The following is a 17946-nucleotide window of genomic DNA, read 5'->3' as shown; positions in this document are numbered from 1 at the left end:
GCTACGGGCGCGGAGCGTGTGCCACCCTTCGCGCTGTCCGAGTTCGCCGCTACGTGTAGGGGGCAGTCATGGCCGCCATCTCCCGCGAAGAGGTCGCGCATCTCGCGCGCCTGTCGCGGCTCGCCGTCACCGAACAGGAGCTGGACCGCTTCGCCGGCCAGCTGGATGTGATCCTGCAGTCGGTGGCGCGGGTCGGTGAGGTCGCCGCGGATGACATCCCGCCCACGTCGCACTCGGTGCCGCTGGTCAACGTGCTGCGCGAGGACGTCGTCGTGCCCGGCCTGACCCGTGCAGAGGCGCTGTCGGGCGCGCCGGACGCCGCCGAGGACCGGTTCCGCGTCCCCCAGATCCTTGCGGATGAGGAGTGACCCCGATGAGTGATCTGATCAAGCTGACCGCGGCCGAGCTGGGTGCGAAGATCGCCGCCGGCGACGTCTCCGCGGAGGAGGTCACCCGCGCCCACCTGGACCGCATCGCCGAGGTCGACGGCCGGGTGCACGCCTTCCTGCACGTCGACGACGCGGGCGCGGTCGAGGCCGCGCGGGCCGTCGACGCCAAGCGCGCCGCGGGGGAGCAGCTCGGCCCGCTGGCCGGCGTGCCGATCGCGATCAAGGACGTCATCGCGACCAAGGGCATCCCCACCACCGCCGCTTCGAAGATCCTCGAAGGCTGGCGGCCGCCGTACGACGCGACGGTGATGACCCGCATCCGCGACGCGGGCATGGTCATGCTCGGCAAGACCAACATGGACGAGTTCGCGATGGGCTCCTCCACGGAGTACTCGGCCTACGGCCCGACGTACAACCCGTGGGACCTGACCCGCATCCCGGGCGGCTCCGGCGGCGGCTCGGCGGCGGCGGTCGCCGGTTACGAGGCCCCGCTGGCCATCGGCACCGACACCGGCGGCTCGATCCGCCAGCCCGGCGCGGTCACCGGCACCGTCGGCGCGAAGCCGACCTACGGCGGCACCTCGCGCTACGGCCTGATCGCGTTCTCCTCGTCGCTGGACACGCCCGGCCCGGTCGCGCGCACCGTGCTGGACACGGCGCTGCTGCACCAGGTGATCGCCGGGCACGACCCGCGCGACTCCACCTCGATCCCGCTGCCCGTGCCGGACGTCGTCGCCGCCGCCCGCCAGGGCGCCACGGGCGACCTCACCGGCGTGCGGATCGGCCTGGTCAAGGAGTTCTCCGGCGAGGGCGCGGAGCCCGGCGTGATGGCCGTGTTCCGCGACACCGTGGAGGCGCTGACCAAGCTGGGCGCCGAGGTCGTCGAGATCTCCTGCCCGCACTTCCAGTACGCGCTGCCCGCGTACTACCTGATCGCGCCGAGCGAGTGCTCGTCGAACCTGGCCCGGTTCGACTCGGTGCGCTTCGGCCTGCGGGTCGGCGACGACGGCCGCAACTCGCTGGAAGAGGTCATGTCGCTGACCCGCGAGGCGGGCTTCGGCGACGAGGTCAAGCGCCGCATCATCATCGGCACGTACGCGCTGTCGTCGGGTTACTACGACGCCTACTACGGCCAGGCGCAGAAGGTGCGCACGCTGATCACGCAGGACTTCACGTCCGCGTTCGAGAAGGTCGACGTGCTGGTCTCGCCGACCACGCCGTTCACCGCGTTCGAGCTGGGCGCGCGCACCGCCGACCCGTACCAGATGTACCTGGCGGACCTGTACACGATCCCGACGAACCTGTACGGCGGCCCCGGCATCTCGGTGCCGGCCGGCCTGTCCGACGGGCTGCCGGTGGGCCTGCAGGTCATGGCGCCGACCATGGCCGACGACCGGATGTACCGGATCGCCGCCGCGGTCGAGTCGACGGTGGGCACCTTCACCCCGCCCGCGCTCTGACGGTCACGCGATACGGCGTCCCCCTCCCCGTCCGGGGAGGGGGACGCCGTCGTCTCAGCGCCTGAGGAGCGGATGAGCCGGGGTCAGGAGGCGGCCCCCTTCAACCGGGGGTAGAGCAGGCCCGCGAGGACCGCGCCGAGCGCGCCGGAGACGGCGAACACCCAGATGTCGGACCAGTCGCTGGCCCCGCCGGCGATGGTCAGCGCCAGTTCCGGCCCGAAGGTGCGGGCGAAGTTGAGCGACGCGCTGGTGACTGCCGCGATCGCGAGGGTGCCACCGGCGTAGGCCAGGCCGAGGCTGATGCCCGAGCGCTCGCCGTCGCCGACCGCGAACATCACGCAGGCGATGACGAACACCGCCAGCGCCTCGGCGACGATCGCCGCGATCAGGCCCTTGCCGGAGCTGGCGGCCTCGGACAGGCGGTTCGCGCCGAGCCCGGCGGCCACGCCGTTCTCGCCGTAACACAGCCACATGAGCAGGCCGCCGACGAAACCGCCGACCAGCTGGGCGGCGATGATCGCAGCGCCGCCGACCCAGTCCACGCTGCCGCGGACCGCGGCGGCGAGGGTGAGCCAGGGGTTGAAGTGGCCGCCGAAGATCCACGCGGCGGCGGCCGCGGCGATCATCAGGCCGACCGCGCCCGCCAGCAGCGGACCGCCGCCGACGATCAGCGCGCCGACGCCGAAGAAGACCAGTACTGCGGTGCCGAGCGCCTCGGCGGTGAGGCGGGACAGCGTTGCGGAACCCATCATGCACCTCCCTGTGCATCGATGAGGGAAAGAACGCGACGCGGAAACCGGCTGGCCGGCCGCTGGTGGGCGTCCTCGGTGGTCCGCCGTTGCAGGCGGGCCGCCGGGAGGCGCCACTAGCGGATAGGGGTGACCGGCCGGGGCTCGTCCCGTTCTCAGGGTGCATTCAGGATCGGGGCGGCGGTGATCAGCGCACAGCGACGAATGAATGAATGAGGGCTCACCTGATCGGCTCATGTTGTGACCTACGCCACTACTCTTGTCATGATCGATGCGTGGAGGGGCGGATAACCCGGTGTGAGCGGGGCCGGGCGGGCTACTAGGCTGGTGGTTGTTTTGTCCGGCGGCGTCTCGCACGCCCACGCCAAGCCTGGAGCGAGCAGATGAGCACCAACGTGCTGCCCACCTACGACGACGTCGTCTCCCGCTACGAGCCGGTCATCGGCCTGGAGACGCACGTCGAGCTGGGCACGGTCACCAAGATGTTCTGCGGCTGCCCGACCGACTTCGGTGCCGAGCCGAACACCCAGGTGTGCCCCGTCTGCCTGGGTCTGCCCGGCAGCCTCCCGGTCGCCAACCGCGCCGCGATCGAGGCGACCATCCGCATCGGGCTCGCGCTGAACTGCTCGATCGCCACCTGGTGCCGCTTCGCCCGGAAGAACTACTTCTACCCGGACATGCCGAAGAACTTCCAGATCAGCCAGTACGACGAGCCGCTGTGCACCGACGGCTACCTCGACGTCGAGATCGACGGCGAGACCGTGCGCATCGGCATCGAGCGGGTGCACCTGGAGGAGGACACCGGCAAGACGCTGCACGTCGGCGGCGCGACCGGGCGCATCCACGGCGCGACCGAGTCCCTGGTCGACTACAACCGGGCCGGCATCCCGCTCGTCGAGATCGTCACCAAGCCGGTGCCCGGCCTCGGCGCGAAGGCCCCCGAGATCGCCAAGGCGTACGTCGCCGAGCTGCGTGACGTCATCCGCACCCTGGGCGTCTCCGACGTTCGCATGGAGCAGGGCTCGATGCGCTGCGACGTGAACACCTCGCTCAACCTGCCCGGCGCGGAGTGGGGCACCCGCACCGAGACCAAGAACGTCAACTCGCTGCGCAGCGTCGAGCGTTCCGTGCGCACGGAGATGCTGCGCCAGGCCATGGTGCTCGACGGCGGCGGCACCATCACGCAGGAGACCCGGCACTTCCACGAGGACACCGGCGACACCACGTCCGGCCGCTCCAAGGAGACCGCGACCGACTACCGCTACTTCCCCGAGCCCGACCTGGTGCCGCTCGCGCCCGAGCCGGCGTGGGTGGAGCAGCTCAAGGCCGCCCTGCCGGAGCTGCCGCGCGAGCACCGCGCCCGGCTCAAGACCGAGTGGAACCTGTCCGACCTGGACATGCAGTCCATCCTCAACGCGGGCGCGGTCTCGCTGATCGAGCGCACCGTCGCCGCGGGCGCGTCGCCGGAGGCGGCCCGCAAGTGGTGGCTGGGCGAGCTGTCGCGGCGCGCCAACGCGGAGGGCGTCGAGCTGGAGGCCGTGGGCGCCACGCCCGAGCAGGTCGCGAAGCTGCAGGTGCTGGTCGCGTCGGGCAAGCTGACCGACAAGCTGGCCCGCCAGGTGCTGGAGGGCGTGCTGGCCGGCGAGGGCGACCCGGAGCAGATCATGGCCGCCCGCGGCCTGGAGGTCGTCTCCGACACCGGCGCGCTGACCGCCGCCATCGACGAGGCCATCGCCGCCAACCCCGACGTCGCCGAGAAGATCCGCGGCGGCAACCAGGCCGCCGCCGGCGTCCTGATCGGCGCGGTCATGAAGACCACCAAGGGCCAGGCCGACGCCAAGACCGTCCGCGAACTGGTCCTCGCCCGCCTCGCGAGCTGACCGGTCAGGCTGACCGCCGCGGCGCACGCCCCGCTTTTCATAGACGCTGGCCTATTACGTCGAGTTCGATCTCCGAATAATCGACGTAATAGGCCGGCGTCTATTTTTGAGGGGCAGGGGCGGGGGCCGCGGGGGCCGGAGGTGTGGTGCGGGTCAGCGGGTGGGGGTCGGCGTCGGGCGGAGGGAGGTGCCCGGGGCGGCTGACTGGCCGGGTGGGGTGTCGTCGACGACGTGGCGGGACAGGGCCACCTCGGCCAGGCCGGTGCCGCCGACGGTGATGTCGTCGTACGCCATCAGCGCCCGGTTGTCGTCGAAGTAGAGCACCGACATCGTCAGCGGCGTCGGTGTCTCGCCCTCCAGGCCGCGCAGTCCGGCCCCGCCGGTCGAACCCTGCACCATGAGCATGGTCGTGTCGTCGCCGAGCTTGCCGACCTCGCGGTGGTGCCGGTGCCCGGCCAGCACCACCGGGGCGTATCCGGCCAGCGGCCCCGCCGACAGCGGATCGTGCACCAGCGCCAGGTCGACGACCCGGTCGCGCTGCTTGGCGATGGTGTCCGCGAGCTGGTCGCCGACGTCGAGGACCCGCTCGACGGTCTGCTTGGACTCGCCCGATCCGGCCGGCTCCGCCGCCTTGTCCGGGGTGAAGCGCGGGTCGCCGATCCCGGCGATGTTCAGCCCTGCCACCCGCACCACCTTGTTGTCCAGCACGATCGCGTTGGGCTGGGCGGCGACCGCGGCCTGGGTCACGGCCGAGTCGTGGTTGCCGCGCACGAAGACGTACGGCACCTTCAGCAGCGAGATCGACGCCACGAACGCCTTCTCGGGCTCGCTGCCCCAGTCGGTGATGTCGCCGGTGTCGACCACGACGTCGATGTGGAAGCTGTCCACCACGGTGCGGATCACGCCCCACGCCGCGGGGTTGAGGTGCAGGTCGGAGACGTGCAGCACGCGCAGCGTGTTGTCCTCGGGGGAGTACACCGGCAGGTTCTGCACCGTGGCGTAGAGGCTGCCGACGTTCTGCACCAGCTTCTGCAGCTGCGCTGCGTACTCGTCGTACCGGTCGGCGATGCGCTGCGCGTTGCCGAGCACCGACGGCGCGTTGGCCAGCAGACCCTCGTACCGCGGTTCGCGCAGCGCGCCCGGGTTGAACGTGCCGAACGCCGACCCGAACGCGCCCAGCATGATCGTCAGCGCGAGCCCGCCCGCCCAGGCGACCCGGCGCATCCGCCGGTACACGAGCGCGGCCAGCAGCATCGCGCCGAGCACCGCGACCGCGGTGGCCCGCAGCACCAGCCGGGTGACCCCGGCGCGCACGTCGTCGACGGCGGTGCGGCTGGCCGTGGTGATGCCCGCGGGGTCGGTGATCAGCGCCTCGGTGCGGGTGCGGTCGAGCGCGTCCAGCCGGACCATCAACCGCGCGGGCCCGTCGTGGCTGTCCAGCTGCAGCGAGCCCAGCGGCGGCAGGACGACCTCGGTGTCGCCGTACAGCGACGGGGTGAGCGCCATCGTCGAGCGGAACGGGCCCACGTCCACGCTGGTGGCGGCGGCCAGGTAGAGACCGAGTGCGAGCCCGGTCAGCGACACGACCAGCAGGCCGAACGCCGAGCCCAGCCGTCGCCAGGGCACCCTGCCGTACGCGGCCGTCAGCATGGCGCGCCCGCGCGGGCGCGAATCGCCGCCCGGCCCGTCCCCCGTGTCGCGTCCCAGCGGCCGTGCCCACCTCGGCAACCGAGTCATCGCCCCATCATGCCCCGGCTGTCACGCGGGAGCGAGCGTGACAGCCAGAATTCGATCATCGGTTGCGATCGGTCCACCGCGGCCGTCGTGGTTGCTGGTGAGCACCCACACCGAGCCGTCCGGGGCGGTGTGCGCGTCGCGCAGGCGGCCGTACTCGCCGACCAGCGCCGGCACCGGGGCGGCCCGCAGCGTGCCGTCGGCCCGCACCGGCACCAGCCACAGGCGCTGGCCGCGCAGGCAGGCCGCGATCAGGACGTCCCCGGCGATCGCCGCGCCCGAGCACGACGCCTCGGCGGTCGTCCAGGCCGCCACCGGGTCGACGTACTGTCCCTGGCCGGCCGCGCCCTCGACCTTGGGCCAGCCGTAGTTCTTGCCCGGCTCGATCCGGTTGATCTCGTCCCAGGTGTTCTGGCCGAACTCGGTCGCCCACAGGTGGCCGCCGGAGTCCCAGGCGATGCCCTGCACGTTGCGGTGGCCGTAGGACCAGACCAGCGTCCCGAACGGGTTGCCCGGCGCGGGTCTGCCGTCCGGCGTCATCCGCAGGATCTTCCCGCCCAGGCTCTTCAGGTTCTGCGAGTTGCCGACGGTCGCGGCGTCGCCGGTGGTCGCGTAGAGGAAGCCGTCCGGCCCGAAGGCCAGCCGCCCGCCGTTGTGGACGCCCGAGATCGGGATGCCGGTGACGATCGGCTCCGGCCGCCCCCCGAGTTTCCACCGCGCGATGCGGTTGTCCCTGCTCGAGGTGTAGTAGAGGAACACCGTCTTGTCCTGCGAGTACTGCGGCGAGACGGCGATGCCGAGCAGACCGCCCTCGCTGTTGCCGTCCGCTTCGCGGATCATGCCGACCTCGGTGACGGTGAGCCTGCCCTCGGCCGAGCCGGGACCGACCTGCACGATCCGCCCGGAGTCGCGCTCGGTCACCAGCGCACCGCCGTCGGGCAGGAACGCCACGCCCCACGGCACGCGCAGGCCGGTGGCGAGGGTCTTCACCTCGGCGGTTCGGGGGCTGAAGGTCGCCGTCGCCGATGACGGGGCGGCCGACGACGGGGCCGCCGGGAGCGTCGGCGCCTGGGAGGCGATCGTGTCCGGCTCCTCGCTGCACCCGGCGGTGAAAGTGAACGCGGTCAATGCCGCGAGGATCCCGTTCCGTGCCCGGCGCAACGACATGCGGTCGAGCCTAACCCGTTGCACTGTGCTCAACTACTGCCTCGTTTCTCTCAACCCCCGCCCGCCCCGTCGCGTCGGGAAGGGCGACGGAAGGAGGAGCCGTATGGCGGAGGAAGGGTTCCGCGAGTTCGTGCAGCTTCGCTATGGCGCGCTGTTGCGCACCGCATACCTGCTCACGGGCTCGACCCACGCGGCCGAGGACCTGGTGCAGTCGGCGCTGCTGAAGGCCTACCGGCGCTGGGACCTGGTGGACGAGCCCATGGCGTACCTGCGCCGGGCCCTGGTCAACCAGCGCACCAGCGTGTGGCGCCGGATCGGGTCCCGCGAGCTGCTCACCGGCGTGCTGCCGGACCGGGGCCGGGCCGACGGGAGCGCCGCGCACGCGGACCGCGACGAGCTGATGGCGGCGCTGGCGAAGCTGCCGGTGCGCATGCGCGCCGTGCTGGTGCTCCGGTACTGGGAGGACATGTCCGAAGCGGACACCGCGGCGCTGATGGGCTGCTCGGTGGGTTCGGTGAAGTCCCAGGCCAGCCGTGGGCTGGCCAGGTTGCGGGAGGTGCTGCGCCCGGAGCCCCGGCGTGCGGCCGACGTGGCGGGGGTGATCGTGTGAGCGAGCGCGAGCTGATCGAGGGGCTGGCCCGGCTGGCCGAGCCGGTGGTGCCCGGCGATGATCCGTACGGCCGCCTGATGCGGCGGCGGCGCCGCCGGCGGATGTTCGCCGGCGGATTCTCCACCCTCGCCGCCGGCGTGGTGGCGTGGCTGCTGGCGGGATCGCTGGCCCCGGCAGGCACCGCGCTGCCCGAGGTGGTGAACCCCTCCGACCGGCCGCCGGTGGGCGTGCTGCACCGCAGCGAGCCGTTGACGCCGTGGATCCGGCGGCTCATCGAGTCGCCCACCCGGGGGAGTCTCGCGGCGGACACCGGGTTCCTCCAGGAGATGGCCGAGCGGTTGCGGCAGCGCGACGTCGACGTGGTGCCGGACGGCACGGTGAAGATCCTCTTTGCGGGCGACATCGGAGCGGCCCGGCTGATCGTCGCCGCCCGCTACGACGCCGCGGAGCAGGTCGGCATCGCCGTCTACGACGAACGGGGGGCGACTCCCGAGCAGCTGGCGCAGGCCGGCACGAAGCAGCGGGACAACGGCTCGATGGTGTCGGTGTACCCGCTGGAGCCGTACGTCGGCGTGTCCTTCGCCAACACCGCGGTCCCCTGGGGGGCCGGCGTCGAGGTGGCGCTGGCGCCGGCGGGCTGCCGGATCGCCGTCGCGACCATGGCGAGCCCGCGGACCTGGCACGACGAACCGGGCGGCGACCACGTCAGCGACGTCAACCCGACCATGCTGCACCGGGTGACCTGCGACGGGGTGGTGCACCAGCTGGATGTGGCCGGCTCCGGCGGGCTCGGCGAGCACAACGTGCGCCCGGTCACCGACGAGGAGGTGGCCGCCGCGGTCGCCGCGGCCCGGGGCGAGGTCGATCCGGTCCAGGCGGGCGTGCTGGTGCGCAGGCAGGGCTCCACGACCGGCTTGATCGGGCCGCCCCGGCTGCTGTACACGGGACGCATGCCCGGTGCCGCGGCCGACGCGGACCGGTTCAGCCTGCTCGCCTCCCCGTCCGCGGACGGCATCTGGAACCTCATGGCGGAGACCGATCTGGGCGGCTTCGGTTTCCGGACCGACGTCGACCTCGACCGGCCGGGGGCCGTGCTCGCCTTCGAACCCTGGTGGCTGGGCCCCGAGTCGGGGGAGACCCGCATCCTGGTGCTGGCTCCGCGCGAAGCCGTCGCCGTCCGGACGCTCGATGCCGCCGGCCGGGTCACCGGCACGGTCGACCTGGCCGACGGGGTCGGCGCGGTTCCGAAACCCGGCAAGGCGACCTTGCGCCTGCAGGCCGTGGACGCGGCGGGCGCGATCGTGGGGACCGGGGTCGGCGTCGTGGGCTCGTTCGACGCACCGCTCGAGGAGCTGTCGGTCAGAAACTGGTCCTGACGACGGGTAGGGCGCCTGCCGGCCGGAGGCGCCCTACCCCGCGCGCGGAGCGAGCCGATAGCGTGGGGCCGTGCGGATGTGGATCGCCCATGAGGCCGGACGTGAATTGATGGGCCCGCTGCCGGCGGGCGTCGAGGTGGCGGTGCTGCCCCGCCCGGACGCTCCGCTGCCGGGCGACCCGGCCGAGGTCGAGTTCTGGGTGCCACCGTTCCTGAGCAGCGGTGACGTGGTCGGCCTGGTCGACCGGATGAGCAACCTGAAGGTCGTGCAACTGATCACCGCCGGGGCCGATGCCTGGGTCGGCCGGCTGCGCGAGGGCGTGACGCTGTGCGACGCGCGCGGCGTGCACGACTCGCACACCGCCGAGTGGGTGGTCACCGCGATCCTGTCCTCGCTGCGCCGTTTCGACCACTTCGCGCGGGCGCAGGCGGCGCACCGCTGGGCGTACGCCGAGGTCACGCCCACCGACGAGCTGGGCGGCAAGCGGGTGCTGATCGTGGGCGCGGGCTCCATCGGCGCGGCCGTCGCGGCGCGGCTGGCCCCGTTCGAGGTGGAGCTGGCGTACGTGGCCCGCACCGCCCGGGACGGCGTGCACGGCGTCGGCGAGCTGCCCCGGCTGCTGCCGCAGGCGGATGTGGTGGTGCTGCTGGTGCCGCTGACCCCGCAGACCCGGGGCCTGGTCGACGCGTCGTTCCTGTCCGCGATGGCCGACGGGGCGCTGCTGGTCAACGCCGCCCGGGGGCCGGTCGCCGACACCGCGGCGCTGACCAAGGAGCTGGCCTCCGGCCGGATCAGCGCGGCGCTGGACGTCACCGACCCCGAGCCGCTGCCCGCCGGGCACCCGCTGTGGGACATGCCGAACGTCCTGATCACGCCGCATGTGGCCGGTTCGGTGCGCGGCCTGCTGCCGCGGGCGTACCGCATGGTGGGCCGGCAGTTGCACCGGTATGCCGACGGCGTTCCCCTCGACAACCAGGTCCGCGACGGCTACTGACCGCGTCGCCGGCGGCGTGCGCCGTCAGGCCGTGGTGAGGGCCTGGCCGGCGGCCCTGACCAGGGCCGGGAGGTCGGCCGGGCGCACCGCCGTCAGCGGGAGCGCGGTGCCGTCGGTGAGCACCGCGACGACCCGCTTCGGGCCGTCCGCGCGCAGCTCGGCGACCTGCGGCCACAGCACGACCCGGTTGCCCAGCAGCGCGCGCACGCGCATGCCGCGCTCGTTGGCGTCGGTGCCGGCCCGCCAGGCCCAGATCATGACCGCGACGGGCACGACCGGCACCAGCCACCAGAACCCGCCCTGTGCGGCGAGCGGCATCCCGCCGAGCGCGGTGAGCAGGGCGGCGACGCTGATGGAGGCGGGGAGGCGGAAGCGGGTCACGCCACGATTGTTCCACGTAGTGTGTTGTGTCGGACGTCACGGGCATACTGACCGACGGGCCCGCGCGCTCGTGGTGCGCCGCAGCGGCCGTTGCGGTGGCCGTCGCGGGCAGACCTGGGGACGCGATACCTGAAGACGCGGTGAGACTGAGAAGAAGTGAGGTCGACGATGACCGTTCTGCTGCTCATAGGCACGGCGAAGGGGCTGTTCCTCGCCCGCCGGGACCGGGTCGGGGACGCCTGGCAGCTGTCCGTGCCGCAGTTCCCGATGACGGGGGTGTACGCGGTCGGCGTCGACACCCGCCGCGCCACGCCCCGCCTGCTGGCGGCGGTCGACAGCTCGCACTTCGGCCCGAGCGTGGCGACCAGCGACGACCTGGGCGTCTGCTGGCGCGAGCCGGACCACGCCCCGCTCGCGTTCCCGCGCGACACCGACGTGGCGCTGAGCCGGGTCTGGGCGCTGCAGCCGGGCTCGGCCGCCGAGCCGGACGTGGTCTGGGCGGGCACCCAGCCGTCCGCCCTGTTCCGCTCGACCAACGGCGGGCTGACCTACGAGCTGGTCCGCAGCCTCTGGGACCACCCGCACCGCACCGAGTGGGGCGAGGGCTTCGGTGGCCAGGCCATCCACACGATCCTGCCGCACCCGACCGACCCGCAGCGGGTGCTGGTGGCCATGTCCACCGGCGGCGTCTACCGCACCACCGACGGCGGCGAGACCTGGCACCCGTCCAACAGCGGCATCCGGGTGAGCTTCCTGCCCGACCCGTTCCCGGAGTTCGGCCAGTGCGTGCACAAGGTGGCCCGCGACGGCGAGGACCCGGAGCGGCTCTACCTGCAGAACCACCACGGGGTGTACCGCTCCGACGACGACGGCCAGACCTGGTCCTCGATCGCGGACAGCCTGCCCAGCGACTTCGGCTTCGCCATGGTGGCGCACCCGCGCCGCGGCGGCACCGCCTGGAACTTCCCGATCACCGCCGACGCGCTGCGCTTCCCGGTCGACGCGAAGTGCCGCGTCTTCCGCACCACCGACGCGGGCAAGACCTGGACCCCGCAGGCGTACGGGCTGCCCACCGCCCCGTTCTACCCCTCCGTGCTGCGTGACGCCATGTGCGTGGACAACAACGACCCGGTCGGCGTCTACTTCGGCAGCCGCACCGGCGAGGTGTTCGCCAGCGCCGACGAGGGCGACAGCTGGGCGCTGGTCGCAGCGCACCTGCCCGACGTGCTGAGCGTGCGGGCGGTCCGGATCTGATGGTCACGGTGCTGGTGCCGGGCGCGCTGCGGACCGAGGTCGGCGGCGCGTCCAAACTCGAGGTGCAGGCGGACGGCACGCTGCGCGCGGTGCTGGACGAGGTCGACCAGCGCTGGCCCCGGCTGGGCCGGCGCATCCGCGACGAGCGGGGCGAGCTGCGCCGCTACGTCAACGTGTACGTGGACGGGGAGGACTGCCGGGTGCTGTCGGGCCAGGAGACGCCGGTCGCCGGCGGCGGCGAGGTGCAGGTGCTGCCCAGCGTCGCGGGCGGCAGCGTGGAGCAGGAGGCTCCGGTCTTCGACGGCGACCGCGTCCTCGCCGACAACTTCGCCCCGTGGGTGCGGGAGCTGGGCCTGACCGTGCAGGAGACCGGCCCGGACTGGGCCACCCTGCGGCTGCCCTGGTCGGACCGGCTGGCCCGGGAGGGCGGGGCGATGAGCGGGCAGGCGCTGATGGCGGCGGCGGACACGGCGACGGTGATCGCGGTCAGCGCGGCGCGGGGCGGGTTCGTGCCGATGACGACCGTGCAGCTGTCGACCACGTTCCAGCGGCCGGTGCTCGGCAGCGACGTGCTGGTCACGGCCCGGCTGACCAAGCTGGGCCGCACCATCGCCTTCGCCGACATCACGATGACCGCCAAGGGCGCGCTCGTCGCCCACGCGACCACGGTGTACGCCCTGCTCTGAGGGGTTCCGGGCGTGGTCCCGGACCCGTTTTCTCATAGACGTTGGCCTATCTGGGTGAGTTTGATCTACAAATTCTCATCCAGACAGGTCAACGTTTATCTGTGGGGTGGGTCAGGTGAGGTCGGACCAGAAGGGGATCTGCTTCGGCGTGGTGGCGCCGAGGGGCCGGTCGCCGGGTGGGAGGTCGAACTCGTGGAGCAGGTAGGCGGGGAGGGTGTCGCCGTAGACGATGACGTCGGTCTGCACGACGGAGAAGACCGGCAGGTCGGTCTCGGGCAGGGCGGGGGCGTAGCGGTGGCCGTACACGGGGACCAGCTGCGGGGTCTGTTCGAGCATGCGGCGGGCGACCGACAGCGCGAACGCGGTGCGCGACGGCCGGTCGCCCCAGGCGGGCAGCCAGAAGCCGTTCTCCTGGACGTCGAACAGCACCCCGTCGACCGGTGCCGCGAGCCGGTCGCGGAGCTGGTCGGGGTCGCCGTCGCGCCAGTCGGGCCAGCGCCCGCCGACCGGGAGCCCGGCCGCGAGCAGGGCCCGGTGGTCGGGGTTGAAGACGAACCCGAAGCGCTGCTGCAGGCCCGCGAACTCGGCCGCGGTGAGCGGGTCGGCGACCTGGGCCGGCAGTGCCGCCAGCAGTTCGCGGGCGGTCGCCGCGGACAGGGTCATGGGGCGAGTCTAGGCCTCAGCCCGCCGGGGGAGCGGTGCTTCCCCGGGGCACGAGCTGCGGTGTCGTGTCCTGGAAGCCGCGGATCTCGGCCCCGTCGAGGATCTTCAGCAGCTGCTCCGCGGCGTGCGCGCCGTACGCGGCGATGTCGCGGCTGACCGCGGACAGCTGCGGGTGCAGCAGCTGGCACAGCGGAGAGTCGTCCCAGGCCACGATGGACAGCTGGTGCGGCACGGAGATGCCCATCTCGTGCGCGACACCCAGGCCCGCCACCGCCATGGTGTCGTTGTCGTAGACGATCGCGGTCGGGGAGGGCCGCCGGGACAGCAGCGCCCGGGTGGCGCGGGCGCCCTCCTCGCCGGTGTAGTCGGTGTACACGGTGGTCACGTCGGTCAGCCCGACCCGGTCGGCGGAGTCGGCGACGGCCTGCCCGCGCACCGAGGTGTGCCACAGGTCGGCCAGCCCGGCGACCCGGGCGATGCGCCGGTGCCCGAGCGCGGCCAGGTATTCGACGACGGACGTGGTCACCGCGACCTCGTCGCTCCACACGCCGGGCAGCGTGCCGAGGCCGTGCGGGCCGCCGATGACCACGCACGGCATGTTCAGCTCCTCCAGCAGCGGGATGCGCGGATCGTCGCGGCGCAGGTCCACGATGATGACGCCGTCCACGCGCCGCTGCGCCCACCAGCGGCGGTAGGTCGCCATCTCGCGCTCGCGGTCCTCGGTGACCTGCATCAGCAGGCTGACGTCGCGGGCCGACAGGGTCGCCTCGATGCCCGAGATGAGCTGCATAAAGAAGGACTCGATGCCCAGCGTGCGGGCGGGACGGTCGACGATCAGGCCGAGCACGCCGGTGCGGCCGTCGGACAGCGCCCGCGCGGCGCTGCTGGGGTGCCAGCCGAACTGCTCGGCGACGGCGAGGATGCGCCGCCGGGTCTCCTCGGAGACGCCGGGGCGGCCGTTGAGCGCGTACGACACAGCGCCTTTGGACACCCCCGCGGCGCGGGCGATGTCGGCGATGGTTACCCGCTTCATATGAGCTCCAGCTGCTTTGTGAATGATCGAAGCCCCCTTCGTGCTGATCAGTTCAGCACGAAAGGAGCTCCGATCACAGTGCTAGTCGGTGTACCCCGGCATCGGGAAACCCTGGAGCAGGTCGCGCACCTCACCGGCGATGCGCTCGACGGCGGCCGTGTCGTCCTTGACCGCGGCGGTGACGGCGTCGTCCATCCACGCCGCGACCTGCGGCATGTGCCGCTCGGACAGGCCCCGCGTGGTGAGCGCGGCGGTGCCCAGGCGGATGCCGGACGGGCTCCACGGCTTGCGCGGGTCGTAGGGCACCGTGTTGAAGTTCAGCTCGATGCCGGCCGCGTCGAGCACCTTGGCCGCGGGCTTGCCCTCGACACCCTTGCCGGTCAGGTCGATGAGCAGCAGGTGGTTGTCGGTGCCGCCGGAGACCAGGTCGAAGCCCCGATCGTTGAGCGCGGTCGCGAGCGCCTGGGCGTTCGCGACGACCTGGTGGGCGTACGCGGTGAAGGTCGGCTGTGCCGCCTCGTGCAGCGCGACGGCGATGCCGGCGGTGGTGTGGTTGTGCGGTCCACCCTGCAGGCCGGGGAAGACGGCCTTGTCGATGGCGGTGGCGTGCTCGGCGGACGCCATGATCATGGCGCCGCGCGGGCCGCGCAGGGTCTTGTGCGTGGTCGTGGTGATCACGTCGGCGTGGCCGACCGGCGACGGGTGCGCGCCGCCCGCGATCAGGCCCGCGATGTGCGCGATGTCGGCGACCAGGATCGCGCCGACCTCGCGGGCGATCGCCGCGAAGGCGGGGAAGTCGATGGTGCGCGGGATCGCCGTGCCGCCACAGAAGATCATCTTGGGGCGCTCGGCCAGAGCCAGGTCGCGGACCAGGTCCATGTCGATACGGCCGCTGTCCCGCCCGACGGTGTAGTGCACCGGCCGGAACCACTTGCCGGTCGCCGACACCGGCGAGCCGTGGGTGAGGTGGCCGCCCTGCGCCAGCTCCAGCGACAGGAAGGTGTCGCCCGGCGTCATGAAGGCCAGGTAGACGGCGAGGTTCGCGGGCGAGCCGGAGTACGTCTGCACGTTGGCGTGCTCGGTGCCGAACAGCGCCTTGGCGCGCTCGATCGCCAGCGTCTCGACCTGGTCGCAGAACTGCTGGCCCTCGTAGTAGCGCTTGCCGGGGTAGCCCTCGGAGTACTTGTTGTTCAGCACCGTCCCGCAGGCCTCGAGCACCGCGGTGGAGACGTAGTTCTCCGAGGCGATCATCCGCAGCTTGTCGTGCTGGCGCTTCGCCTCACCCTCGATCAGCGCCGCCAGCGTCGGATCAGCGGCGGTCAGGTGCGGCAGTTTGGGCTCGTGCATCGCATAACTCCTCGCATTCGGTGCCACCCGCATCCTATGCCGCCCATGATCACCCACCCCTGCCCCACCACCGGCAGCCCGCCCTGCCGCGTTGATCATGAACTTAAGGGCGTGTTCGGCGGCGTGTCCCTACCCCGGCGCCGTGATCGACTACGACACGCCGTCGAGCACTGCCATAGGTTCATGATCAACCCGGGCGGGGCGGCGGAGGGCGGCGGTGGCGGGCCGTAACGGGACACGCTGGTTGACCATGAACCTCAGTTCATGGTCAACCAGCGTGAGGGAGTCCTCCCGCGGGGGTGAGCCTGCGGGGGACCGGGGCTTTACGGGACCAGGCGGTAGGCGCCGTCGCTGGCGCTCGTGGCCATCGACGCGTACGCCCGCAGTGCCGCGCTCACCGGACGCTGCCGGTCGACCGGGGTGTACGGTTTTTCCCGCTTGTCCTGAACGATACGCCTCTCGGCGAGCACCTGCTCGGGTACCTCCAGGACCATCGATCGCGCGGGGATGTCGATGGCGATGGTGTCGCCGTTCTCGACCAGCGCGATCAGGCCGCCGCCGGCCGCCTCGGGCGACACGTGCCCGATGGACAGCCCGCTGGTGCCGCCGGAGAAGCGTCCGTCGGTGATCAGCGCGCAGGCCTTGCCCAGGCCCCGGCCCTTGAGGAACGAGGTCGGGTAGAGCATCTCCTGCATGCCGGGACCGCCGCGCGGGCCCTCGTAGCGGATCACGACTACGTCACCGGCCACGATGTCGCCGCCCAGGATCGCGGTGACCGCGTCGTCCTGCGACTCGTACACCTTCGCCGGGCCGGTGAAGCGCAGGTTCTCCTCGGACACGCCCGCGGTCTTCACGACCGCGCCGTCCGGGGCCAGGTTGCCGAAGAGGATGGCCAGGCCGCCGTCGACGGAGTACGCGTGGGCCAGGTCCCGGATGCAGCCGTTGGCCGCGTCGGTGTCCAGCGTGGACCACACGTTCTCGGTGCTGAACGGCTGCGTGGTGCGCACCCCGCCCGGCGCGGCGTGGAACAGCCGCTCGGCCTCGGGCAGCGTCGCGCCGCTGCGGATGTCCCAATCGGACAGCCATCCCGCCAGGTCCGGCGAGTGCACCGCGTGCACGCCGGTGTGCAGCAGCCCGGCCCGGTTCAGCTCGCCCAGCAGGGCGGGAATGCCGCCGGCCCGGTGCACGTCCTCCATGTGGTACTGCTGGCTGTTCGGCGCGACCTTGGCCAGGCACGGCACGCGCCGGGAGACGGCGTCGATGTCGGCCACGCCGAAGTCGAGTTCCGCCTCGCGGGCCGCGGCCAGCAGGTGCAGCACCGTGTTGGTGGAGCCGCCCATGGCGACGTCGAGCGCGACCGCGTTCTCGAACGCCTCGCGGGTGGCGATGGCGCGCGGCAGCACGGAGGCGTCGTCGCCGTCGTAGTAGCGCTTGCACAGGTCGACGATCAGCGAGCCGGCCTGCTCGAACAGCGCCTTGCGGGCGGCGTGGGTGGCCAGCGTGGAACCGTTGCCGGGCAGCGCCAGGCCGATCGCCTCGGTGAGGCAGTTCATCGAGTTCGCGGTGAACATGCCGGAGCACGATCCGCAGGTCGGGCAGGCGGACCGCTCGATCTGGCCGAGCTGCTCGTCGCTGACCGCGTCGTTGGACGCCGCGATCATCGCGTCGATCAGGTCGAGCTTGGTGTGCACGACGCCCTCGACCGCGACCGTCTTGCCGGCCTCCATCGGGCCGCCGGAGACGAACACGGTGGGGATGTTCAGGCGCAGCGCGGCCAGCAGCATGCCGGGGGTGATCTTGTCGCAATTGGAGATGCACACCAGCGCGTCGGCGCAGTGCGCGTTCACCATGTACTCGACCGCGTCGGCGATCAGCTCGCGGCTGGGCAGCGAGTAGAGCATGCCGCCGTGGCCCATGGCGATGCCGTCGTCGACGGCGATCGTGTTGAACTCGCGGCCGACCCCGCCGGCCTCGGCGATCGCGTCGGAGACCAGGCCGCCGAGGTCCTTGAGGTGTACGTGCCCCGGCACGAACTGGGTGTAGCTGTTCGCGACGGCGATGATCGGCTTGCCGAAATCGCTGTCGGTCATACCGGTGGCACGCCACAGCGCGCGGGCGCCGGCCATGGTGCGGCCGTGAGTGGAGGTGCGGGAACGCAGCTCGGGCATGTCGTAAGTGTGTCACTCGTCCGAGCGCGCGCCCAGCTCAGCACTACTGTGTCCA

The 17946-nt window shown here is 72.3% G+C and carries 16 protein-coding genes; 8 read left to right on the top strand and 8 right to left on the bottom strand.

Annotation, left to right across the window (positions count from 1 at the left end):
* The first annotated feature begins 68 nt into the window (after positions 1-68).
* Positions 69-368, top strand: coding sequence for an Asp-tRNA(Asn)/Glu-tRNA(Gln) amidotransferase subunit GatC (gatC, locus tag HAV39_RS40090; RefSeq protein ID WP_191844316.1), 300 nt, complete (start codon positions 69-71; stop codon positions 366-368).
* A gap of 5 nt (positions 369-373) precedes the next feature.
* Entirely contained in the window at positions 374-1849 is a 1476-nt protein-coding gene (gene gatA, locus HAV39_RS40085) for an Asp-tRNA(Asn)/Glu-tRNA(Gln) amidotransferase subunit GatA (protein ID WP_191844315.1), read from the top strand.
* A gap of 83 nt (positions 1850-1932) precedes the next feature.
* Here the strand turns inward: gatA and HAV39_RS40080 are convergent, their stop codons facing one another.
* Positions 1933-2601, bottom strand: a complete 669-nt coding sequence (locus HAV39_RS40080; protein WP_191844314.1) for an MIP/aquaporin family protein — start codon at positions 2599-2601, stop codon at positions 1933-1935.
* Positions 2602-2981: 380 nt separating this feature from the next.
* Here HAV39_RS40080 and gatB point away from each other — a divergent pair, with 380 nt between their 5' ends.
* Positions 2982-4478: an Asp-tRNA(Asn)/Glu-tRNA(Gln) amidotransferase subunit GatB gene (gene gatB, locus HAV39_RS40075; RefSeq protein ID WP_191844313.1), complete on the top strand. Its 1497-nt coding sequence runs from the start codon at positions 2982-2984 to the stop codon at positions 4476-4478.
* Positions 4479-4631: 153 nt separating this feature from the next.
* Here gatB and HAV39_RS40070 read toward each other — a convergent pair whose 3' ends face one another.
* Together HAV39_RS40070 and HAV39_RS40065 are read right to left on the bottom strand one after the other, a co-directional pair.
* Complete coding sequence (locus HAV39_RS40070) at positions 4632-6128, bottom strand: metallophosphoesterase family protein (RefSeq protein ID WP_373311617.1); 1497 nt, start codon at positions 6126-6128, stop codon at positions 4632-4634.
* A gap of 108 nt (positions 6129-6236) precedes the next feature.
* Positions 6237-7379, bottom strand: coding sequence for a PQQ-dependent sugar dehydrogenase (locus HAV39_RS40065; RefSeq protein ID WP_191844311.1), 1143 nt, complete (start codon positions 7377-7379; stop codon positions 6237-6239).
* Between the two features lie 103 nt (positions 7380-7482).
* On the opposite strand from HAV39_RS40065, the gene HAV39_RS40060 reads away from it, so the two are divergent.
* The 3 genes from HAV39_RS40060 (at position 7483) to HAV39_RS40050 (ending at position 10359) form a co-directional block, all read left to right on the top strand.
* Positions 7483-7989, top strand: a complete 507-nt coding sequence (locus tag HAV39_RS40060) for a SigE family RNA polymerase sigma factor (protein WP_191844310.1) — start codon at positions 7483-7485, stop codon at positions 7987-7989.
* Positions 7986-9365, top strand: a complete 1380-nt coding sequence (locus HAV39_RS40055) for a hypothetical protein (RefSeq protein WP_191844309.1) — start codon at positions 7986-7988, stop codon at positions 9363-9365. The genes HAV39_RS40060 and HAV39_RS40055 overlap by 4 nt, the downstream gene beginning before the upstream one ends.
* Before the next feature lie 70 nt (positions 9366-9435).
* Positions 9436-10359: a 2-hydroxyacid dehydrogenase gene (locus tag HAV39_RS40050; RefSeq protein ID WP_191844308.1), complete on the top strand. Its 924-nt coding sequence runs from the start codon at positions 9436-9438 to the stop codon at positions 10357-10359.
* Between the two features lie 24 nt (positions 10360-10383).
* On the opposite strand, the gene HAV39_RS40045 is transcribed toward HAV39_RS40050, so the two are convergent.
* Complete coding sequence (locus tag HAV39_RS40045; RefSeq protein ID WP_239120251.1) at positions 10384-10740, bottom strand: PH domain-containing protein; 357 nt, start codon at positions 10738-10740, stop codon at positions 10384-10386.
* Positions 10741-10908: 168 nt separating this feature from the next.
* Here HAV39_RS40045 and HAV39_RS40040 point away from each other — a divergent pair, with 168 nt between their 5' ends.
* Positions 10909-11994 carry a WD40/YVTN/BNR-like repeat-containing protein gene (locus HAV39_RS40040; protein WP_191844307.1) on the top strand — a complete coding sequence of 362 codons (1086 nt, stop codon included), beginning with the start codon at positions 10909-10911 and terminating at the stop codon, positions 11992-11994.
* Entirely contained in the window at positions 11994-12680 is a 687-nt protein-coding gene (locus HAV39_RS43135) for a MoaD/ThiS family protein (RefSeq protein ID WP_239120253.1), read from the top strand. Before HAV39_RS40040 ends, HAV39_RS43135 begins: the two co-directional genes overlap by 1 nt.
* A 111-nt stretch (positions 12681-12791) precedes the next feature.
* On the opposite strand, the gene HAV39_RS40025 is transcribed toward HAV39_RS43135, so the two are convergent.
* The 4 genes from HAV39_RS40025 to ilvD form a co-directional block, all read right to left on the bottom strand.
* On the bottom strand, positions 12792-13343 hold the full coding sequence (locus tag HAV39_RS40025) for a hypothetical protein (RefSeq protein WP_191844306.1): 552 nt from the start codon (positions 13341-13343) through the stop codon (positions 12792-12794).
* A 16-nt stretch (positions 13344-13359) separates the two neighbouring features.
* Entirely contained in the window at positions 13360-14376 is a 1017-nt protein-coding gene (locus HAV39_RS40020; protein WP_120318422.1) for a LacI family DNA-binding transcriptional regulator, read from the bottom strand.
* Positions 14377-14457: 81 nt separating this feature from the next.
* Entirely contained in the window at positions 14458-15723 is a 1266-nt protein-coding gene (locus HAV39_RS40015; RefSeq protein ID WP_191844305.1) for a serine hydroxymethyltransferase, read from the bottom strand.
* A 323-nt stretch (positions 15724-16046) separates the two neighbouring features.
* Positions 16047-17891 carry a dihydroxy-acid dehydratase gene (gene ilvD, locus HAV39_RS40010; protein ID WP_191844304.1) on the bottom strand — a complete coding sequence of 615 codons (1845 nt, stop codon included), beginning with the start codon at positions 17889-17891 and terminating at the stop codon, positions 16047-16049.
* Between the last annotated feature and the right edge of the window lie 55 nt (positions 17892-17946).

The sequence above is a fragment of the Catellatospora chokoriensis genome (assembly GCF_011297315.1).
GTDB lineage: Bacteria > Actinomycetota > Actinomycetes > Mycobacteriales > Micromonosporaceae > Catellatospora > Catellatospora citrea.
The sequence above is the reverse complement of the archived record's forward strand: the minus strand, read 5'-3'. Positions and strand labels throughout refer to the sequence as shown.

What these genes read in the sequence shown, in the direction of transcription:
- HAV39_RS43135 (WP_239120253.1), top strand. Translation starts at nt 11,994, where the DNA reads ATGGTCACGGTGCTGGTGCCGGGCGCGCTGCGGACCGAGGTCGGCGGC.
- HAV39_RS40015 (WP_191844305.1), bottom strand. Translation starts at nt 15,723, where the DNA reads ATGCACGAGCCCAAACTGCCGCACCTGACCGCCGCTGATCCGACGCTG.
- ilvD (WP_191844304.1), bottom strand. Translation starts at nt 17,891, where the DNA reads ATGCCCGAGCTGCGTTCCCGCACCTCCACTCACGGCCGCACCATGGCC.
- HAV39_RS40020 (WP_120318422.1), bottom strand. Translation starts at nt 14,376, where the DNA reads ATGAAGCGGGTAACCATCGCCGACATCGCCCGCGCCGCGGGGGTGTCC.
- HAV39_RS40040 (WP_191844307.1), top strand. Translation starts at nt 10,909, where the DNA reads ATGACCGTTCTGCTGCTCATAGGCACGGCGAAGGGGCTGTTCCTCGCC.
- HAV39_RS40070 (WP_373311617.1), bottom strand. Translation starts at nt 6,128, where the DNA reads ATGCTGACGGCCGCGTACGGCAGGGTGCCCTGGCGACGGCTGGGCTCG.
- gatA (WP_191844315.1), top strand. Translation starts at nt 374, where the DNA reads ATGAGTGATCTGATCAAGCTGACCGCGGCCGAGCTGGGTGCGAAGATC.
- gatC (WP_191844316.1), top strand. Translation starts at nt 69, where the DNA reads ATGGCCGCCATCTCCCGCGAAGAGGTCGCGCATCTCGCGCGCCTGTCG.
- HAV39_RS40065 (WP_191844311.1), bottom strand. Translation starts at nt 7,379, where the DNA reads ATGTCGTTGCGCCGGGCACGGAACGGGATCCTCGCGGCATTGACCGCG.
- gatB (WP_191844313.1), top strand. Translation starts at nt 2,982, where the DNA reads ATGAGCACCAACGTGCTGCCCACCTACGACGACGTCGTCTCCCGCTAC.
- HAV39_RS40025 (WP_191844306.1), bottom strand. Translation starts at nt 13,343, where the DNA reads ATGACCCTGTCCGCGGCGACCGCCCGCGAACTGCTGGCGGCACTGCCG.
- HAV39_RS40060 (WP_191844310.1), top strand. Translation starts at nt 7,483, where the DNA reads ATGGCGGAGGAAGGGTTCCGCGAGTTCGTGCAGCTTCGCTATGGCGCG.
- HAV39_RS40080 (WP_191844314.1), bottom strand. Translation starts at nt 2,601, where the DNA reads ATGATGGGTTCCGCAACGCTGTCCCGCCTCACCGCCGAGGCGCTCGGC.